The following is an 18,187-nucleotide window of genomic DNA, read 5'->3' on the forward strand; positions in this document are numbered from 1 at the left end:
ACGAAACCGGACTGCGCCCACTCACTTCCGTCCGGTAATCATTCCAATGTCACCGGCCAGCGACGACACCCGGAGATCCCGAAATCCGGTTTCGGCCATCCAGCCCTCACAGTCTGCAGCACTGTAATCAAAGCCGCCGGCCGTGAGGACCAGCATGTTCAGGCTGGCCAGCAGGCCCGCCGTACTGAATCGCCGGCCGTCGTCGATAAAACGCTCGTAGACGATAAGGACGCCGCCGCCTGGAAGCGCGTCAAACGCTTTTTTGAGCAGCAGCATCTTGGTGGCGCGATCCCAATTATGGAGCACGCGGCCCATCACCAGAACGTCGGCTGTGGGCAATGGATCGTTGAAGAAATCTCCGGAATGGAAGCGCAAGCGGCCCGTCACGCCATGTTGCTCGGCGTAGGCTTCGAACAGCGGCTTCAGCGCGGGAAGATCGAAACCGCCGCCGCTGAGGTGTGGATGAGCCGACGCAATCTGGACCGGCAAGCATCCCTGCGCGGTGCCGATATCGATCAGCGTGCGAAACTCCTGCCACGGGAAACGCGCTGCGATCGCCTGCGCGGCGCGCAGTGATCCACCGGTCATGCCCCGGGCAACGTTCTCCAGAATGGCGGAGTCGGCGTAATAGGCCGGGTAATCCTCCGTGCCCCGCGCTCCACTTTGTGGCTTGCCGGTGCGCAACGCGTCCGTGAGCATGCTCCAGGGGCCAAACTGCCGCGCGTTCGCCAATTCAAGTTCGCCGCCGATATAGGAAAGCTTGTTGCGGTCGAGATACTGGTTCGCGTCCGGCGCGTTACTGTAGCGGCCGGATTCATCCCGTTCGAGCAGACCAAGCGCGACCAGGGCATCGAAGAAGTCCCTCGCCCCTCGCGCGTGGACGCCCGATTTTTCCGCGAGTGGAACCAGCTCAAGCGGTTGCTGGGCCAGCAAGGTAAAGACGTCAAGTTCGACGGCGCTCAGCAGCGTCTTGGAATCCCTGAAGGCGAGGCCCAATTTCACCAAACGATCCGGGGCGGCGGTGGTCGCTTCCATGGTACATCCTTTCTCTATCGGGTCGTACCTGCGACGATTTCTCGGACTTTCTTCTTCTGCTCCGCAATGGACGACGAAAACTCCGCAGGTGTGCCGACCCGAACCTCGACCCCGACATTGCGCAACCGTGAGATGACGGCGGCATCCGCGCCTACCGTCCTGACGTCCTCTGCAATCTGATCGCGCAGCGGCGTCGGCATATCCCGCCATCCGTAAAACCCGACCACGCCTTCAAACGTCAACTCCGGAAAACCGGACTCCCCGGCGGTCGGCACCTCCGGAGCCAACGGGGAGCGCTGCCGGTTTGAAACCATCACGAGCCTGGCTTTGCCTGTGGCGACCGCTGGCAGCAGGAATGACGGCGCGGTAACGACGACGTGGATGCGTCCTTCAGCGAAGTCCTGGAGCGCGGGTGCAAAGTCCCGGTACGGCACCTGTGTGAGCACGAGGCCGGTCGATTTTTGGAAAGCTGAAAAGATGTACTGAGGCAGCCCCGCCGTCGCTGCCCAGTTGAACTTGCCCGGATTGTCTCGCGCCATCGCGACAAATGAGCCCAAGGAGTCCACGCCCAGCGAATTCGAAACCGCGATGCAGAAAAAATTTTCGGCCGCCGCGGCGATCGGAACAAGGTCGCGATCGGGATCGTATGGCAGCTTGTCGTAGATCAGCGGATTGATCGAAATTGGACCAGCGAATGAAAACAGAAGTTCGTGATCGTCGCGCGAATTGACGAAGCTCGCCACACCAGCGAGCCCGTCCACTCCCGGGCGGTTCTCAACGACAACAGCGTGTCGCCATCGCTGGGACAGGCGTTCGGCGAACAGGCGCGCGGCAAGATCGGTGGCGCCACCTGCGGGCAGCGGAAGGATGATTTTGACGGTCCGCTGTGGCCAGGCCTGCGAGAGCGCCTCCACCGGGGGCCACGTTGCCGCGATGGCAATCAGAGCATATGCAAAACGCTGAATTGCAAGCATGCCGTTATCCCCCGTGCCTAAATGGACTTGCGTGAAGTTCGTTTGCGTCGTCCGGCACCGGGCCGCGCATGGACACGGTTTCCTTCCACTAGACGCACCAGCATATCAATGAAGAGCTTTTTTTCCGATGCGTTCAGCGGCGCCAGGACGCGCTGGTTGGCGGCAAAGACTTCCGGCTGGCATTGCCGCCACAGGCGTTCTCCCTTTCGGGTCAGATAGACTTGACGCGCGCGGCGATCGTCCCCGTTGACCGTTCGCCTGAGAAGCCCTCTCGCTTCGAGTTTTTCGGCGATCAGACCGACATTGTTGCGATCAACCCCCATTGCCTCGGCGAGCGTTTGCTGGCTGATGCCGGGCGCATCATTGACGAACACCAGCAAGGCATATTCAAGCTGGACCAGTCCGGCTTCGGCCAAGGCTTCAGTGATGATCGACACGCAGATTTGTTGAAGGCTTCGGGTGAGTGGCGCCACAACCCGGCGAAGCGGCACGCCGTCACGGCCGATGTGAAGTAGCGAACCGCCCGCTTGAAGATCGCTATCGGAAGCTGTGTCGGACATCAGAGCAGCCTATATAGTCATAATTTTGATCATCATATATTTGAGTAATTCCATTGTCAACGTAGCCGGACGCCGAACTGAACGATTAGAATGGTGCTGGACAGTCGCGACGTTTTTCGCGACTGGTGTGTTCGCAATGAAACAACACGCGCCCGACGGACTGCCCACTTGAAAAATCTCCTCACCGATATTTCCGGCGTTCGCGTCGGCCACGCCCACGACGCGGCCATCGCCTCCGGCGTCACCGCGATCATTTTCGATACTCCCGCGGTCGCCTCGATCGACGTGCGCGGCGGCGGCCCGGGCACCCGTGATGACGCGATGCTCAAGCCCGAAAGTACGGTCGAGGCGATCGACGCCATCGCGCTTTCCGGCGGCTCGGCGCTCGGGCTGGATGCCGCGGGCGGCATACAGGCCTGGCTCGCCGAACAGGGTCGCGGTTTAAGAATCCGCGAGGCGGTTATTCCGATCGTTCCGGGCGCGATCTGCTTCGATCTGCTCAACGGCGGCAACAAGGCATGGGGACGCTTCCCGCCCTATCGCGATCTCGGCTACGCCGCGGCGTGTGCCGCAGGCGGCGATTTCGCGCTGGGCAGCGTCGGCGCCGGCCTCGGCGCGACGACTGCCAATTTCAAGGGCGGCCTCGGCTCGGCTTCCGCGCAGACCGAAAGCGGCGTCACCGTCGCGGCGCTCGCCGTCGTCAACGCCGTCGGCAGCGTCACTGTCGGCGACGGACCCTGGTTCTGGGCGGCGCCGTTCGAAACAGCCAATGAATTTGGCGGGCGCGGACTGCCGCCGGCGTTCACGCCTGATATGCTGAGCGCGCGGCTCAAGGGCGGCCCGGCCGCGGCATCTTCGGAAAACACCACGCTGGTGGTCGTGGTCACGGACGCCATACTGACAAAAGCGCAGGCCAAACGGCTCGCGATGATCGCGCACACCGGCATGGCGCGCGCCATCTATCCCGTCCATGCCACGACGGATGGCGACGTGGTGTATGCCGCAGCGACCGGCAAGACGCCGATCGATCCGCGGTTCGGCCTCACCGAACTCGGCATGGTGGCCGCCAACACGGTTGCGCGCGCGATCGCGCGCGGCGTCCATAGTGCGACCGCGCTACCCTTTCTGGGTGCGCTACCGGCGTGGGGCGATCGCTTCGGTTAGATCGCAGAAGGGATCTCGCCGGGTCTCGTGTTCAGACGCTCACCGAGAGCGATGAAGTGGCGGCCGATGCAATTTGCTGGGCCTGCCGCTGGATCATCTGCTCGATGAAATTGTAGGACGATGCCGCTGAAGTGGATGAGCTTTTGCCCGCGGCCGACGTCATCGTCACCTTGGATCCGTCCGCATAGGTGAGCGACGTCGTCACTGAACCATCGCTGTTGGTGACGGATGTGGTGGAAGCGCCCTGCAGCGCCTGCGAGAGCGGATCGGAATTCGATCCGTCGTCATTGCCGGCAGCGTTGCTCGCCTGGTCGTCGTGATGCTTCTTGCCGCCCTTCAGCGCCGACGCCAGTTCCTTGAGGCTAACCGAACCGTCGCCATCCGTATCGAACTTGCCGAAAGCATTGCCGGCTTGGGCGGCCTTGTTGCCGTCGGCGCCGAGCGCCTCGAACTCTGATTTGCTGATCTTGCCGTCACCGTCGCTGTCGACCTTGGCGAACCATTCCTTCAGCGAATTTGAGCGCATCGACAGCGACGATACATTCGAGCTGGACTGGCTCTGTGCGTCGAGCAGCGCACTCATGGTCTGCGGCGATATCTGCGAACCGCCGCCGGATCCGGAACCCGTGCCCGAGCCGACCGAAGCCGACGAACCCGAGGACATCAGATCGAACGGGCTCTTGGCGTCCTGGCTGCGGCCGGTGGATTGCGCGGACGACGACTTCGACGACGTCAGCGCCTTGAGGGCATCGATCGCCGACGACGCGGCGCCCAAAGCAAAGAACATGGCAAAACTCCAACAACGCCGCATTGGTCGCGGCCGATAGCTCGTGCATGTTCCTCAGCAAGCGCCGTGCCATGACGAAAAACCCAATAAAACCGGGCTTTCCCGCATCCGTTCCGATCCGGCAAACCCGGCAATAGCTGCCCGCTCCGGCAGATTTTTCCCGCCCACAGGTCGCCTTGGCGGTCGCATTGCCCCCGGCCGCCCTGCATGTTACGCGGAGCCATCCTGCCCCTCGAGTTTTGGGAAAGCGCACATGTCTCAGCAATTTGCGTCGCGTCCCCTTGTCATCGCGCCGTCGATCCTGGCGGCGGATTTCGCCAAGCTGGGCGAGGAAGTCCGCGCTGTCGATGCGGCCGGCGCCGACTGGATCCATCTCGACGTGATGGACGGGCATTTCGTGCCCAACATTTCCTACGGTCCTGATGTGATCAAGGCGATGCGCCCGCACACCAAGAAGATCTTTGACGCCCATCTGATGATCTCGCCCTGCGACCCTTATCTGGAGGCGTTTGCAAAAGCCGGCTGCGATCACATCACCGTCCATGCCGAGGCAGGCCCGCATCTGCATCGCTCGCTGCAGGCGATCCGCGCGCTCGGCAAGAAGGCCGGCGTCTCGCTCAATCCCGGCACGCCGGCGAGCGCCATCGAATACGTCATCGACCTGATCGATCTGGTGCTGGTGATGTCGGTCAATCCCGGATTCGGCGGCCAGGCCTTCATCAAGTCGGCGCTCGGCAAAGTCAGCGACATCAGGGCGATGACGGCGGGACGCCCGATCGACATCGAGGTCGATGGCGGCGTAGGCCCAGATGTCGCCGGACAGTTGGCCGCTGCCGGCGCCAATGCGCTGGTCGCAGGCTCGGCGGTATTCAAGGGCGGCACATTGGAGGCCTACAAGACCAACATTTCCGCGATCCGTCACGCGGCGGCGCTGGCGCGCGGCGAAGCGGTCTGACGCGGACAAGTCTCTCGCGGGCGCCGAACCGTTCCCCGTGCCGGCGCGACCAACCAGCCATGGACGAACGGCGATCCACGATATTTTCCTCGATATTTTCCTTGATATTTTCCTTGATATTTTCCTTGGGCTTACGGCGGCTGTTGACTGAAGCGCTTCAACCCGGCGAGCGCGTGCTGTGGCAGAGCCCACCCGACGGCGTCGCCCGCATGATGATGTGGCGGTTTCTGTGGTGGATCGGGTTTCCCTGGCTGCTGCTCACGCTCATGGCGATCTCCAGGGCCTGGATTGATCAATCGATTCCGTTTCTCCTGATGCCTGGGGTGATGATGGTTGCCGCTCCGTTCGTGATGCTGCTGCATGACCAGCAGACGCTGTTCGCGATCACCAACCGGCGCGCGCTGATCGTGCGAACGGCCTGGGGCAAGCGGACCGTGACGACGACGCGCTTTGAAGACATGGATGCAGCATTCGAGATAGCAGACATGGGCCGCGGCGCCGGCCATCTGAATTTCGCGTCGGGGCGCTCGACGCGCTCTCCCGATACGGATCACACCGGCCGCTACGGGTTCCGCTGCGTCCGAAACCCTTCAGGTGTCCGCGACATTCGGGAGTGCGCGCGCCGCCGCACCGTGTAGCGACCGGGCAGCAAAGCCACAGCAGGCGCGCGATGGATCATGGAACCCAAAGCTTCACGCTCCGGCCACAAAGCTTCACGCATCTCGCCATAAAGGCAGATCAGCATCCCGCCTTTCACAGATGGGACGAAAATATGATCAAGGCCTGCACCACCGCCGCAATGCTCCTGCTGCTCGCACCTTCTGCCGCGCTCGCGCAGCGCGCGGGCGACGCTGCATTGGGCGCGGTAGCCGGTGCCGTCGTGCTGGGTCCCGTCGGGGCCGTCGCCGGCGCCTTCGTCGGCTACACGGCCGGGCCTTCGATATCACGTTCGTGGGGACTGGAAGGCTCGCGCTCGTCACGGCACCGCAGGCAGTCTTCAAGGGACGGTGTGCGCGGCGCCAGGGCGGAAGCCGTGGCCCCCGCATCCAATTCCGCCGCCCAAGCCGACCGGGGCGGTCGCGCCGCCAGTTATCCGGTGCCGAACCCGCCGCGCGCCGCCAAAACAACGCTGCCGCCCGTCCAGAGCCTCGACTGAGCGTCTGACCCGACGCTAGAGCCTTTTCCGTTCCGATAGAATCGGAACGGGGCTCTAGATTTTTGTTTTGACGCGTTTTCTTAACGCGAACCGGTTTCCACTTCGCTGGAAAACGCTCTAACTAACGCTGATTACCTTGCTGCGCCGGCACAGACGCCGACGGTGGCGGTCGCACCACCGTCACGGTGCAGGCAGCCTCGGCCGCGACCTTGGCTGACACGCTGCCGAGCAGCGCGCGCAGCATCGAATTCTGCCGCGCGCCGATCACGATGTGATCAACGTGATTGACCCTGGTGAATTCCAGGATCGCGGCGGCGGGATCGACCGCCTCCAATACATGCACCGTGAGCCGGCTTTCATCCAGCTCCAGCGGCTGCGCCCAGTGCCGGAGCGCGACCAGGCGGTCGATATGCTTGTTGTTGCCCTGTTCGTCGAGCGTCCGGTCGATGGTGATGCGCCCGAGCCTGAGCACGTTCAGGCAGGCGAGCCGCGCCGACGGCAATGTCGCCAGGAGTTGTGCGGCGGTGCGGCGGAGGCATTCGTTGAGCGGTCCCGACCCCTCCTCGGTATCGAGCGCAACGACCACGATCGGTCCAGAAGCGAGCTGAGCTGCGACATCGGATTTCGGCCGCGGCAGCGCCAGGCCGCGATTGAAGCGGCGGCGCCACACCGTAGAAAGCGGATCGCGCTTAATCCGCTCCGACCGCGCCGTCAGCTTGACCTGTTCGGGATGGGCCAGTTCGAACGCCAGTTGCGAAGCCGTCGGATGCCGCCACACCGGCTCGATCTCGAGGCACCGGAGCACGATTTCCTGCAGCCATGGCGGATAGTCCGGCTTAAGCTTGCGCGGCGGATAGGGATCGCGCCACAGCCTTCGCCGCATGCCGCGCAGCGTTTCGCTCTCGCCGAACGGCCGCTCGCCGGTGGTGAAGAAATATAGCAGCACACCCAGCGAAAACAGATCGCTGCGCGGGTCGTCGCGGACGCCGAGCAAACGTTCCGGCGCCATATAGGGTGCGGTGCCGTAGGGCAGACGGAATTCTTCCTGCAACAGGTCCGGCAACTGGTTGTGATGCGACAGGCCGAAATCGATCAGCACGCATTCGCCGGAGGGGCGAAACATGATGCTGCTCGGCTTGATGTCGTGGTGAATGACGTTCTGCCGGTGCAGGTCCGCCAGTGCGGTGGCGATCTTGCCGCCGATCACCCTCACCTCTTCGTAAGGGATCGGCAATTGGTCGATCCGGCCATAGAGCGTCTTGCCGGGGATGCGCTCCATGACGACGTAGGGCTGCCGGTCGAAGTCGCCGGTGCCGAAACAGCCCGGCACGTGCGGGCCGGCCAGCCGCGGCAGGATCATCTGCTCCATCTCGAAGCTGACGATGGCTGCCGGGTCCTCGCCCTCGGCAACCCGCGGGACCTTCATCAACAGCGGCACGCTGATGCCGGGATGGGTCACCGTCCACAGCGTCGTCATGCCGCCCTGGTGGACGCGCTCGCCGATGGTGAAGCCGTCAAGTTGCGCGCCCTGCTCGATCAAAGGCTTCACCATTCCCTCATTTCCCCACGAGCAGGCGATCGGCCAGCCAGTGCGGCAAGCCGTTGGCGCGGATCCGGTCCGCCGCCGCCTCGACGTCGTAAGGTACGCGACAATAGGTGATCTCGCGCGACGTCGTATCGAGCATCGCGAACGAAGCCGCCGGGTCGCGGTCCCGCGGCTGCCCGACCGAGCCGAGTACGGCGAGCCAGCGCCGGCCGCCGAGCAATTGCACCGGCACATCAGATGTGGGGATGAAGCTCGTCATCTTCGCCGCCGATGACATCGAATAGAGCGCCGGCCGGTGAATGTGGCCGCAGAAGGTGACATGGGCATCGGTGGCCGCGATGCTGCGCGCGGCGTCCGGCGTATCGCGCACATAGCGCCATTGCGACGGGTGTGAGGCTTCGGAATGCACATAGAGGCGATCGTCTTCGCGCCGGGTCAGCGGCAACGCGGCGAGAAAACGCCGCTGCGCCACGCTGAGCCTGCCGCGCGTCCACTCGATCGCGGCTTGCGCCGCGGCGTTCATGGTCTCCGATGGGGCGCTGATGGCGTGATCGTGGTTGCCGATCACGGCGATGGCGCCGTCTTCGACCAGACCCATCACGGTATCGACCGCCCATTCCGGATCGGCGCCATAGCCGACGACATCGCCGAGGCAGACGATGCGTTCCGCGCCGCGGGCACGCGCGAATTCGAGGCACGCGCTGAACGCCTGCCGGTTGGCATGGATATCCGCAAAGATGGCAAGCCGCACGCTTTCCCTCCGCATCCATCATCGCGCCCGTGCTTGCGCGTGTCTTGAGGGATACCAAACAACAGGCCGCTTGTGAGGTGCAATCAGGCTGGGGGCGCCGGAAGGCCATTAGGCTGATCAGATCCAGCCGGCGGCGCGATACAAATGAGTGGGTAATCCCCTCGCTATCCTGAGCTGAGGGCTGGCACCCGCGGCAATAACCGGCAAGCAGAATACCAATCTCTCCCACTTCAATATGTAGCGCGTAAGGAGCTTGCTTCAAGACCCCGGTCATCCCGTAGAAACGCCCACCGAAGCCAGTTGCTACGGAGGGACGAAATGGGTGCGGCAAAGACCAGGCATGCGGTGGTAATCGTCGGCGGAGGTCCGACAGGACTGATGTTGGCAGGCGAGTTGGCGTTGGCGGGCATCGACGTCGCTATTGTCGAGCGGCGCGCCAATCAGGAACTCGCCGGCTCTCGCGCCGGCGGTCTGCACGCACGCGCCATCGAGGCGCTCGACCAGCGCGGGATCGCCGATCGGTTCCTGTCACAGGGACAGACCCATCAGGTCGTGCATTTCCACATGATCATGTTGGACATCAGCGACTTTCCCACCCGGCACAACTACCTTCTCGGGCTGTGGCAGAACCACATCGAGCGCATCCTGGCCGAGTGGGTCGGCGAACTGAAGGTGCCGATCTATCGCGGACGTGAGGTGACCGATATCGCGCAGGACGACACCGGCGTCGACGTCGCGCTCTCCGACGGCCAGTCGCTCCGGGCGGAATATCTCGTCGGGTGCGACGGCGGCCGCAGCGTGATTCGCAAGGCAGCCGGCATCGCGTTTCCCGGGTGGGATCCGACGATGAGTTGGCTGATCGCCGAAGTCGAGACGACCGAAGAGCCGAAATGGGGGTTTCACCAGGACGCCTTCGGCACCCATGGCATCGGCAGGACGGAGAATGGAGGGGCGCGGGTCGTATTGACCGAGCGGGACGTCGGATCCACCAGCGAACCCACGATGCGCGATGTCAGCGAGGCGCTGATCGCCGTCTACGGGACCGACTACGGCATCCACAGTCCGACCTGGATCTCCCGCTTCACCGATATGACGCGGCAAGCCGCGGCGTATCGCGAGAGGCGCGTCCTGCTGGCCGGCGACGCCGCGCATGTGCATCCCCCGATGGGTGGACAGGGCCTCAACACCGGTGTGCAGGATGCGGTGAACCTGGGATGGAAGCTGGCCCAGGTGGTCAAGCTGATATCACCGGAAAGCCTTCTCGATAGCTATCACGCCGAGCGCTTTCCCGTCGCCGCCCGCGTCTTGCGCAACACGATGGCGCAGGTCGCGCTTCGTCGTAGGGACGAGCGCAGCAAGGCCCTGGGCGACACCGTTTCCGAACTCCTCGGCATGGACGAGCCTCGCAGGCGGCTCGCCGGGGAGATGTCCGGTCTGGACATTCACTACGACCTCGGCGAGGGACACAAGCTGCTCGGACGCCGCATGCCCGATCTCGACCTGGTCACCGCCAACGATCCGCTGCGGGTTTTCACCCTGCTCCACGATGCCCGGCCGGTGCTGCTCAACCTCGGTGCACCCGGCGGCCTCAACATCACGCCATGGGCGGATCGGGTTCAGTTCGTTGCGGCTGAGTACGATGGTCCGTGGGAGCTTCCGGTGCTTGGCGCGGTCACGGCTCCCGACGCTGTATTAATTCGGCCCGACGGATATGTGGCTTGGGTGGGCGACCTGACCCAACCGGGGCTCGCTGACGCGCTAACCACCTGGTTCGGACCACCTGCCGCGGCGTAGCCGCACTTTGAGTTGCATTTAGCTTCCGAACCGCGCGGTTTAGTGCAACACATGTTTTGCGATACGAGAGCTATCCTTTGCGCCGCCCATCGCTCTCGCCAAGCTGAAAAGGGACGCCCGGATGAAGCGCCTGCATCGCCTTCTCGCTGTATTGTCCATCCTCCATCTCGTGACTGTCGGCCTTGCTACCGCCGCCCGCGCCTACGCCGTCGCGCCGGCGGGCGGCCCGGAAGCACTCGGTTTCTCGTCATCGCGGTTGGCGCGGATCGCGGCCTGGCAACAATCGCAGGTCGATGCCGGCGCCTTCTCGGGCGCGGTTGCAGCGATCGCGCGCAATGGCAAGGTCGCGTATCTGCGAGCTGTAGGCTTTCGCGACCGGGCCAAGACGATCCCGCTACAGCCCGATGCGATCTTCTGGATCGCCTCGATGACCAAGCCGGTCACCAGCGTTGCCGCCATGATGCTGGTCGAGGAAGGCAAGCTCGACCTCGCCGCCCCGGTCCATCGCTATCTTCCCGAACTCAAGGACATGATGGTCGGCGTCGAGACGAAAGACCCGGTGGCCGGACAGAGCAAGCTCGCGCTTGAGCCGCAGAAGCGCCCGATGACCGTCGAGGATCTGCTGCGCCACACATCCGGCCTCGTCTACTTCGACCACGGCAATACGGCCGTGCACAAACTCTACCGCGAGAGCGGGCTTGACCCTAAGAGCTTGGCGCGCGACAGCACGTTGAAGGACTTCGTGTCTCGCTTGGCGCGACTCCCACTCGCGCATCAGCCAGGCGAGGTGTGGGAGTACGGTCACAGCGCCGACGTTCTGGGACGGGTCGTCGAGGTCGCTTCGGGGCAGCCGCTCGATCAGTTTCTCGACAATCGCCTGTTCAAACCGCTCGGCATGGTCGACACCGGTTTCTGGGTGCCACCGGAGAAGCTCGCCCGCCTGGTCGATCCGCCGATTCGCGCGCAGATTCTTCCCGACCGTGACGTCACCAAACCGACCACGCTGTTCTCGGGTGGCGGCGGGCTGGTGTCGACAGCCCCCGACTATCTGCGATTCTGCCAGATGCTGCTCAACGATGGTGAGCTCGACGGAGTGCGCATCCTTTCGCCCGCAACCGTCCGCCGCATGACTACGAATTCGCTGCCGCCCGACATCCGCTCCACCAGCGATGGCATGGGGCCGCGGAGCGATGCGACCTTCGGGCTCGGCTTCGGAGTCCGCAGCGATGCCGCCCGAAGCTGGGTGCCCGGGTCGGTCGGCAGCTTCACCTGGAGCGGGGTCTGGGGAACGTACTTCTGGGTCGACCCGGCGGAGCAGCTGATCGCCATACAACTCATCCATGTTGCGACTAAGTTCGACCAGTTCACCCGTCCGTTTCGCAATCTGACCTACGGGGCCTTGCGTGCTGGCGACGAGGGCGTGCCGACGTCGGTCACGGGACCGGTGACCATCGACCCGACCATGCTTGCGGGTTACGAGGGAACTTACACGTTCGGACTCTCGACGAGCTCACGCGACAAGCAAGCGCTCGGCGCGCTCGGCGGCCTCGGCGTCGACGTTGCCATGGAGCAAGGTGTCGTCAAGGTGCTGTCTCCGATCCGGGGCATGCCCGCCGCCAAGGCCGGCATCATGGCAGGCGACATCATCACACATCTCGACGACGCCGCGATCCAAGGCCTTTCCCTCAACCAGGCGATCGAGAAGATGCGCGGGCCGGTCAACACCAACGTCCGCCTGAGGATTATACGGAAGGGACAGGACGGGCCCATCGAGCTGCCGCTCGTCCGCGCCCGGATCCGACTGCAAGGAGCTGCCGATCTTCAAATCGTCAACAAGGATGGCCACCTCCTGATCGAGGCAAGCGGAGACCTGCCGGTCCTCGATTTTGAGAAAGGCGCAGCGATCACGGTCGTCCCCACGTCGAGCAACGAGTTCTTCGTGGATGGCGGCGACCACACCCGCCTTGCCTTCCTGCGCGACGGGGCCGGCCCGATGCGCCTGGTGCTCAATCCGGGACCCTGGCAGATCACGGGTCAGCGGATCAACTGACGGGACACGAAAATAGGAGACGCGAAGGACAGCTCGCGGCGCCCGGAGAACGAGGGTTTGACCCTACAGCTCGGATACAGAACGATCGTCAGCGCTTGCGCGGCGTTTCCAAACCCTTGAGCAGCAGCGCGAGCAAGGCGTCGATCCGCGCCGGGGCACCCGGCTCGTTCCATTCCTCGGCGTGCGCGGGATGGTGGAAGCGGCTGGTGGCATCGAAAATCGCGCGCGCCGTCACCTTGACGTCGGCGACCTCGAACGCGCCCTGCTTCACGCCGTCGGACAGGATCAGGGCGATCTGGTCGACCAGGCAGTCCTTGTGGCAGTTCACCGACTTGCAGGCCTCACGGGCCAGCGCCAGGTAGGTCGCAAACATCTCGGGATCGTCGCCAAGCCTCTTGTGCTTGATCGAAAACATCGTGCGCAGCCACCTCTCCAGCCGGGCGGGCGCCGGGCCGGAAGTTTCTGCGATCTTCAGCAGCGGCGCGCTGAGACGGTCGAGCCAGCGCTTGGCCACCGCCTCGCGCAGCGAGGCCTTGCTGGGGAAATGGCGATAGACGCTGCCGTGGCTGACATCGAGCGCACGGGCAACATCCACTACGGTTGCCTTGGCGAGCCCGTAGCGGCGCAAAACGTCCTCGGTTACCTCCAGAATCCGTTCGGGGGTCAGAACCACGACTTCGTTCATGCGCACACCTGCGAAACGATGGGACGGGTGGTCATCTAATCCCCCTTAGGCAATCACCTTGGCGGGTTAATGTTTCGTCGCCGGTTCCAGCCGCTCGGCCTGGGCGGCCAGATGACGGGCAACGCTCTGGTTGAGCCAGCGCTGGATTTGGGCAGTCAGTTGAATGAGATGGGTCGTCATAACGTAGTCCTTTACAAGTACCCGGGCTCAAAACTATCGGAGCCGGGTGACGCCTGATTTTGGCGTCGGCAATGGATATAGCATATCTCGCTGACAGATTTCAATATCTGTCAGTCAATAATTCGTGATTGTCGGGGCCATCGCCGGATGCCTATGGCTCGTCCTTCGGCGGCATCCGCGGCGGAAGCAGCGGTGTAAACGACACCTCGTCGCCATCGCGGGGCGTCGCAAGCAATCCCCCTCCCGTCGAGGGATCGCCGCCCGACGTGTCCAGGATCATGCTGGGCGTGATGTACTCACGGGCGGCTTGGAGCAGCCCGCCGCCGCCATCGCCAAAATCGGCGGCGCGACCGCCTTGGGCACGGCCAGCGGCGATCTCGCCCGCCGCCTTGTCGGTCTTTTCCGCAAGCCTGTCGCTATAGGGAATGCGGTACGCCCTGGGGACGCCGCTCGGCCGATTGCCCTCGTCGAGCGTCTCGACCCACAGATAGATCGAGCCCGGATCGCCTTCCAGCGAGTGCGGCTCAACGATCCGGGCCTGCAGCAATTTGAAGGCGACAGGAAGCCTGTCTACGCTGGCCCAGCCCAGCAGTCCGCGCACCCCGACAAAGCTCGCAATGTAGAACGCGCTCGTCACCACCACGGCGACCGCCTTGGCCGACCAGGGCACGCGCGCATAGACGAGGACAATCAGCAATAGCGCGCCGATCAGCGCGTAGCTGAGAGAGAGCGTGAGGATGACGGATTGAAGGCTATTCACGGCGCGGCATCCTCACGCCGGTTTTCGGATCGAGATCCGCGCCGTTGGAGCGAACGTTGCGGAACGTCTCCATCAGCGACTTCTGCCGCTGCTGGACGTCGACCACCTTGCCTGCGGCGTCGAGCCAGAAGCGCACCGCCGTCTTCTCATCACCGGTGTGATCGAGCGTCAGCTTGTTGTCGAAGATCACCTGCGCGGTTGGATTGAGTTTCTGGACCTTCACGCTCACCGAAACAGGCTGCCCGGTGATGGCCTGAAAGTGCGAGACGTTGACGGTGTATTCGCCGGGGACGATGCCGCGCACCGTGACGATTTCCTCCCGGATCGGCGACAGGATCTTCTTGCCGGCGACGACGATGAAATCGTTGGCACCGCCGCGATCATCGCGGTCGAGGGTCAGGAAGCCGGCTTCGCGACGGCGATACCAGGCGATGTTGCCGGCGGGGTCCTGCACGAACAGATCGAAGTCGTCAGGATGATTGTCCGGCCAATCCATCGTGATGAGGAATTCGGCCTTGGAATCGATCTTGCCATCCTTCGCGTCGGGCGAGATCGCCAGCAAAGCCAGGAAGAACAGGAAGGCGATCACCTGCAGCGCCTTGAACAGCATCACGCCGAGCGGGTCGAACGGCTCCTCGCGCGGATAGAGACCGAAGTCATCCATCATGGCGGCGTCCCAAGGCGGCTTTCCAATACCGGGGTGACGTGGGTCTCGGTCAGCATGACGGCATCGGAAAACACCCGCTGGGTCGCGGCATCGAGCATGTAATATTGGATGCGGACCAGGATGGAGCCGATCAGGCCCGCCAGCGTCGTGTACATGGCCACCGCCATGCCGTCGCTCATCAGGCCCATCGATGTTTTCATCGCGGCCTTGTCGGCCGCGTCCAGCGTGGCGATCGGCGCCAGCATGATGATGAAGCCGACGATCGTGCCGAGCAGCCCGAGCTTCATCAGCGTGTCGGAAACGAATGCGCCAAACCCGTTGGAGCCCCTCAACCGGTCGGCCAGCGTCCGCAACAGCAGCGTCTGGTCGATGCGGCCGGCGGCTTGCGCCCTGGCCTTCGTCACCAGGCTGCGGATGTGATCGCTGACCAGCCCGCCCGGCAGGCCGCGCGCATCGGCGCCGAGCGCCTTCGCGCCATCAGGCATCGACAGCACGGCGCGACAGCCTCTTGCGACCTCGCCTTCCCGCGCGATCGCGCGCGTTCGCCAGAAGCAATGGCCGCAGGTGATGAGGTAGAGAACGGCGATCAGGCTCGAAATATAGGTGCGGTCGGAGGCGACCATGAGATGGATCAACCCGTACCGCCACAGCAGGAAGACGGCAAAGACCGAAAGCCCGGTAAAGATCATCCAGAGCAGCAGGACGCCGCGTTCCGGCGTGGCCGTGCCTGATAATGCGGTCTCGGCACCAATGGCACTCATGCTGCGTTAGCTCCCTTGAGGGCTGCTGCGCCGAAGCCCGCCCGCCAAAAGGCCCCCTCGCCCCTCGTTAGATCAGAGGCGGCAGGCGCGGTCCAAAGACATATGCCCGCGGGTTGCCGGGAAAATTTCCCAATCTGCGCGTCGCCACCGGCTTGCAATTGGAACGAAATAGCGGTGCTGTTACCGTCATCGACAAGCCGTGGAGTGATCGCATGCGCCTCGTGCTTCAACTCGTCGCCCGCCTGCTCGTCGTCGTCGCCTTGTGTCTGGGGGCTGCGACCATCTGGGCCACCATCGACGCCTATCGCAGCGTCGATCGAGCCACGGCCGCATCCGCAGAACGGGTCTCCCAGGCGCTGGAAGCGCTGTACTGGCGCGAGTTGCTGTTGCGCAGCAACCGAACGCGCGAACATCTCATGCCGGTGTCCGATTGGCGCACCATCGAGACGATGAAGCTGATTTCGCCCGGAATTTGCGTCCGGTTCGAGCCGGTGGGCGCGTTCGAGAATCCGCTCTGCGGCCAGAGCAAGGGGATCGGCCAGCCGCCACCACTCTGGTTCGCCGCGGCCGTGCAGAAATTGTTTGGTACCCACGCGGCGGTGGCCCGGTCAATCAGCACGCGTAACGTCACCGCAGGCACCGTCTCGGCCATCGCCGATCCGGACGCCGCGATATCGCTGGCCTGGCAACATATCGTGGACAACATCCACGTCGCGCTGCTGATGGCCCTGGCTATCGCCTTCTTCGCATCGCTCGCCATCGCGCATACGCTGGCGCCGGCGCAGCAGATTGTCGCGGCATTGCAACGCATGGCGCACGGACAATACCGGACATCGCTGCCGCGTTTCCGGTCGATGGAACTCGCCATGATCGGGCAAGCCGTCGGCGATCTCGGCGAGCGCCTCGCGCAGGCCACGGAGGAACGCGCCGTCCTGACCCGGCGCCTGCTTGAAATCCGCAACGACGAGCGGCGGGCGCTTGCCCGCGAATTGCACGATGAGTTCGGCCAGAACCTTTCTGCCATTCTCGCCTTCGCCAGCATCATCGAAGCGACCGGCGCGCGGGAACAGGCCAAGAGCAATGTCGCGAGCGATGTCAGGAGCGATGTCGCGCAGGATGCGCGGATGATCTCGCAAGCGACCCACCGCATTATGGCCTGCCTGCGGGATACCCTGAATCGTTTGCGCCATCCACCCGCCGAGGAACTCGGACTGGAAGCCTGCCTCGTCAGCCTGGTCGACAGCTGGCGGTCACAGAATGCGACGCAGCCGATGATCCAGCTCGACCTGCAGGGCGACCTCGCCGACGTGCGCGGCACCGTTGCCGCGACAGCCTACCGCGTCGCCCAGGAATGCCTGACCAACTCGTTGCGCCACAGCGCCGCGCGCGAAATCGTGCTCCGGATCGAGCGGCGGACAGGGACGGAAAATGCGCTGCTGATCCGCGTCGAGGACGACGGCGGCGGGGATGCGGCCAAGGTGGCACAATCCACAGGCTTCGGCCTGACCGGAATCCGTGAGAGAGTGACAGCGCTTGGCGGTTCGCTTTCGATCGCGCGCGCGCGGCGTGGCGTAAGCGTGGCCGCCACGATACCGCTCGCCGCTTGACGCCAGAGCATGATCGATCCTGATTCAACCAGACAGGCCAAGGGCATTTCGATCCTGCTGGTCGACGACCATCCTGTCGTCCGGCAGGGCTACCGGCGCGTTTTGGAGCACCAAAGCGACTTCCGCGTGGTCGCCGAGGCCGACAACGCCGTCAACGCTTACCGCGCGTTCAAGACCCATGCCCCCGACATCGTGGTCATGGACATATCGATGCCCGGAGCCAGCGGCCTCGAGGCCATCCGGAACATCCGGTTGAGGCACTCCGGCTCACGCATCCTGGTCTTCAGCATGCATAGCGAAGCCGCACTGGTGAAGGCCGCTTTCAGCGCCGGGGCCAGCGGCTATGTGACCAAGAGCAGCGAACCGGCCGCGCTCATCAAGGCGATCCGTGCCGTGGCGCGCGGCGAACACGCGATGAGCGACGACATCGCGCACGTGCTGGCGATGGAAAGCCTCTCCCCGTCAGGATCGGTGCTCGACCAGTTGGGGGAAAGGGAGATCGAGATCCTCAGGCAATTGGCTGGCGGCGCGACGGCGGAGCAGATCGCCTCCAACCTCAATCTCAGCATCAAGACCGTTCAAAACTATCACTATCTGATCAAGACCAAGACGGGCATGCGAACCGACGCGCAACTCGTCCGCCTGGCCGTCGAGTGCGGGCTGGCCAGCCTTTAGCAGCGGCCTGCCGGCGGGTCGGAGCCGACAGTTTTCCCCCGGCCAGGCCCACACGGGTGGTTTCCCGGCACCCGATCTGC

18 protein-coding genes are annotated in these 18,187 nt (G+C 63.9%); 8 read left to right on the forward strand and 10 right to left on the reverse strand.

The window, feature by feature from the left end; translation table 11 throughout:
• Window positions 1-21: 21 nt before the first annotated feature.
• From V1294_RS27970 to V1294_RS27980, 3 genes are read right to left on the reverse strand one after another with little or no spacing between them, the layout of a single operon-like run.
• Window positions 22-1,035 carry a methyltransferase gene (locus V1294_RS27970; RefSeq protein WP_334501667.1) on the reverse strand — a complete coding sequence of 338 codons (1,014 nt, stop codon included), beginning with the start codon at window positions 1,033-1,035 and terminating at the stop codon, window positions 22-24.
• Window positions 1,036-1,049: 14 nt separating this feature from the next.
• A complete protein-coding gene (locus V1294_RS27975; protein WP_334501668.1) occupies window positions 1,050-2,009 on the reverse strand; it encodes a Bug family tripartite tricarboxylate transporter substrate binding protein in 960 nt (319 codons plus the stop codon).
• Window positions 2,010-2,026: 17 nt separating this feature from the next.
• On the reverse strand, window positions 2,027-2,569 hold the full coding sequence (locus tag V1294_RS27980; protein WP_334479133.1) for a MarR family winged helix-turn-helix transcriptional regulator: 543 nt from the start codon (window positions 2,567-2,569) through the stop codon (window positions 2,027-2,029).
• 168 nt (window positions 2,570-2,737) lie between these two features.
• Here V1294_RS27980 and V1294_RS27985 point away from each other — a divergent pair, with 168 nt between their 5' ends.
• On the forward strand, window positions 2,738-3,733 hold the full coding sequence (locus V1294_RS27985) for a P1 family peptidase (RefSeq protein WP_334501671.1): 996 nt from the start codon (window positions 2,738-2,740) through the stop codon (window positions 3,731-3,733).
• Window positions 3,734-3,764: 31 nt separating this feature from the next.
• Here V1294_RS27985 and V1294_RS27990 read toward each other — a convergent pair whose 3' ends face one another.
• Window positions 3,765-4,520: an EF-hand domain-containing protein gene (locus V1294_RS27990; protein WP_334501673.1), complete on the reverse strand. Its 756-nt coding sequence runs from the start codon at window positions 4,518-4,520 to the stop codon at window positions 3,765-3,767.
• 253 nt (window positions 4,521-4,773) lie between these two features.
• On the opposite strand from V1294_RS27990, the gene rpe reads away from it, so the two are divergent.
• From rpe to V1294_RS28005, 3 genes are all read left to right on the forward strand, one after another.
• Entirely contained in the window at window positions 4,774-5,475 is a 702-nt protein-coding gene (rpe, locus tag V1294_RS27995; protein WP_334479127.1) for a ribulose-phosphate 3-epimerase, read from the forward strand.
• Window positions 5,476-5,618: 143 nt separating this feature from the next.
• Window positions 5,619-6,113, forward strand: a complete 495-nt coding sequence (locus V1294_RS28000) for a hypothetical protein (RefSeq protein WP_334501675.1) — start codon at window positions 5,619-5,621, stop codon at window positions 6,111-6,113.
• Window positions 6,114-6,145: 32 nt separating this feature from the next.
• A complete protein-coding gene (locus V1294_RS28005) occupies window positions 6,146-6,631 on the forward strand; it encodes a hypothetical protein (RefSeq protein WP_334501678.1) in 486 nt (161 codons plus the stop codon).
• A gap of 121 nt (window positions 6,632-6,752) precedes the next feature.
• Here V1294_RS28005 and V1294_RS28010 read toward each other — a convergent pair whose 3' ends face one another.
• Window positions 6,753-8,183 carry a serine/threonine protein kinase gene (locus V1294_RS28010; RefSeq protein WP_334501680.1) on the reverse strand — a complete coding sequence of 477 codons (1,431 nt, stop codon included), beginning with the start codon at window positions 8,181-8,183 and terminating at the stop codon, window positions 6,753-6,755.
• 4 nt (window positions 8,184-8,187) lie between these two features.
• A complete protein-coding gene (locus tag V1294_RS28015; RefSeq protein WP_334501683.1) occupies window positions 8,188-8,928 on the reverse strand; it encodes a metallophosphoesterase family protein in 741 nt (246 codons plus the stop codon).
• 318 nt (window positions 8,929-9,246) lie between these two features.
• On the opposite strand from V1294_RS28015, the gene V1294_RS28020 reads away from it, so the two are divergent.
• Entirely contained in the window at window positions 9,247-10,722 is a 1,476-nt protein-coding gene (locus tag V1294_RS28020) for an FAD-dependent monooxygenase (protein ID WP_334501685.1), read from the forward strand.
• A 256-nt stretch (window positions 10,723-10,978) separates the two neighbouring features.
• Entirely contained in the window at window positions 10,979-12,772 is a 1,794-nt protein-coding gene (locus tag V1294_RS28025) for a serine hydrolase (protein WP_334501688.1), read from the forward strand.
• 88 nt (window positions 12,773-12,860) lie between these two features.
• On the opposite strand, the gene V1294_RS28030 is transcribed toward V1294_RS28025, so the two are convergent.
• The 4 genes from V1294_RS28030 to V1294_RS28045 all read right to left on the reverse strand — a co-directional run bounded on the left by V1294_RS28030 (window position 12,861) and on the right by V1294_RS28045 (window position 15,825).
• Window positions 12,861-13,457: a TetR family transcriptional regulator gene (locus tag V1294_RS28030; RefSeq protein WP_334501690.1), complete on the reverse strand. Its 597-nt coding sequence runs from the start codon at window positions 13,455-13,457 to the stop codon at window positions 12,861-12,863.
• 331 nt (window positions 13,458-13,788) lie between these two features.
• Window positions 13,789-14,397, reverse strand: coding sequence for a hypothetical protein (locus V1294_RS28035; protein ID WP_334501692.1), 609 nt, complete (start codon window positions 14,395-14,397; stop codon window positions 13,789-13,791).
• Complete coding sequence (locus V1294_RS28040; protein WP_334479112.1) at window positions 14,390-15,064, reverse strand: hypothetical protein; 675 nt, start codon at window positions 15,062-15,064, stop codon at window positions 14,390-14,392. Before V1294_RS28040 ends, V1294_RS28035 begins: the two co-directional genes overlap by 8 nt.
• Complete coding sequence (locus V1294_RS28045; protein ID WP_334501694.1) at window positions 15,061-15,825, reverse strand: MotA/TolQ/ExbB proton channel family protein; 765 nt, start codon at window positions 15,823-15,825, stop codon at window positions 15,061-15,063. Before V1294_RS28045 ends, V1294_RS28040 begins: the two co-directional genes overlap by 4 nt.
• Before the next feature lie 212 nt (window positions 15,826-16,037).
• Here V1294_RS28045 and V1294_RS28050 point away from each other — a divergent pair, with 212 nt between their 5' ends.
• Window positions 16,038-17,432, forward strand: a complete 1,395-nt coding sequence (locus V1294_RS28050; RefSeq protein WP_334501696.1) for a sensor histidine kinase — start codon at window positions 16,038-16,040, stop codon at window positions 17,430-17,432.
• Between the two features lie 9 nt (window positions 17,433-17,441).
• On the forward strand, window positions 17,442-18,107 hold the full coding sequence (locus V1294_RS28055) for a response regulator transcription factor (RefSeq protein WP_334501698.1): 666 nt from the start codon (window positions 17,442-17,444) through the stop codon (window positions 18,105-18,107).
• Window positions 18,108-18,187: the final 80 nt, after the last annotated feature.

It is taken from the genome of Bradyrhizobium sp. AZCC 1678 (assembly GCF_036924765.1).
Taxonomy (GTDB): Bacteria; Pseudomonadota; Alphaproteobacteria; order Rhizobiales; family Xanthobacteraceae; genus Bradyrhizobium; species Bradyrhizobium algeriense.

Excerpts from the sequence above, each read along its gene's own strand:
- V1294_RS27970 (WP_334501667.1), bottom strand. The coding sequence starts at position 1,035 with ATGGAAGCGACCACCGCCGCCCCGGATCGTTTGGTGAAATTGGGCCTC.
- V1294_RS27975 (WP_334501668.1), bottom strand. The coding sequence starts at position 2,009 with ATGCTTGCAATTCAGCGTTTTGCATATGCTCTGATTGCCATCGCGGCA.
- V1294_RS27980 (WP_334479133.1), bottom strand. The coding sequence starts at position 2,569 with ATGTCCGACACAGCTTCCGATAGCGATCTTCAAGCGGGCGGTTCGCTA.
- V1294_RS27990 (WP_334501673.1), bottom strand. The coding sequence starts at position 4,520 with ATGTTCTTTGCTTTGGGCGCCGCGTCGTCGGCGATCGATGCCCTCAAG.
- rpe (WP_334479127.1), top strand. The coding sequence starts at position 4,774 with ATGTCTCAGCAATTTGCGTCGCGTCCCCTTGTCATCGCGCCGTCGATC.
- V1294_RS28005 (WP_334501678.1), top strand. The coding sequence starts at position 6,146 with ATGGATCATGGAACCCAAAGCTTCACGCTCCGGCCACAAAGCTTCACG.
- V1294_RS28010 (WP_334501680.1), bottom strand. The coding sequence starts at position 8,183 with ATGGTGAAGCCTTTGATCGAGCAGGGCGCGCAACTTGACGGCTTCACC.
- V1294_RS28020 (WP_334501685.1), top strand. The coding sequence starts at position 9,247 with ATGGGTGCGGCAAAGACCAGGCATGCGGTGGTAATCGTCGGCGGAGGT.
- V1294_RS28030 (WP_334501690.1), bottom strand. The coding sequence starts at position 13,457 with ATGAACGAAGTCGTGGTTCTGACCCCCGAACGGATTCTGGAGGTAACC.
- V1294_RS28040 (WP_334479112.1), bottom strand. The coding sequence starts at position 15,064 with ATGATGGATGACTTCGGTCTCTATCCGCGCGAGGAGCCGTTCGACCCG.
- V1294_RS28045 (WP_334501694.1), bottom strand. The coding sequence starts at position 15,825 with ATGAGTGCCATTGGTGCCGAGACCGCATTATCAGGCACGGCCACGCCG.
- V1294_RS28050 (WP_334501696.1), top strand. The coding sequence starts at position 16,038 with ATGCGCCTCGTGCTTCAACTCGTCGCCCGCCTGCTCGTCGTCGTCGCC.
- V1294_RS28055 (WP_334501698.1), top strand. The coding sequence starts at position 17,442 with ATGATCGATCCTGATTCAACCAGACAGGCCAAGGGCATTTCGATCCTG.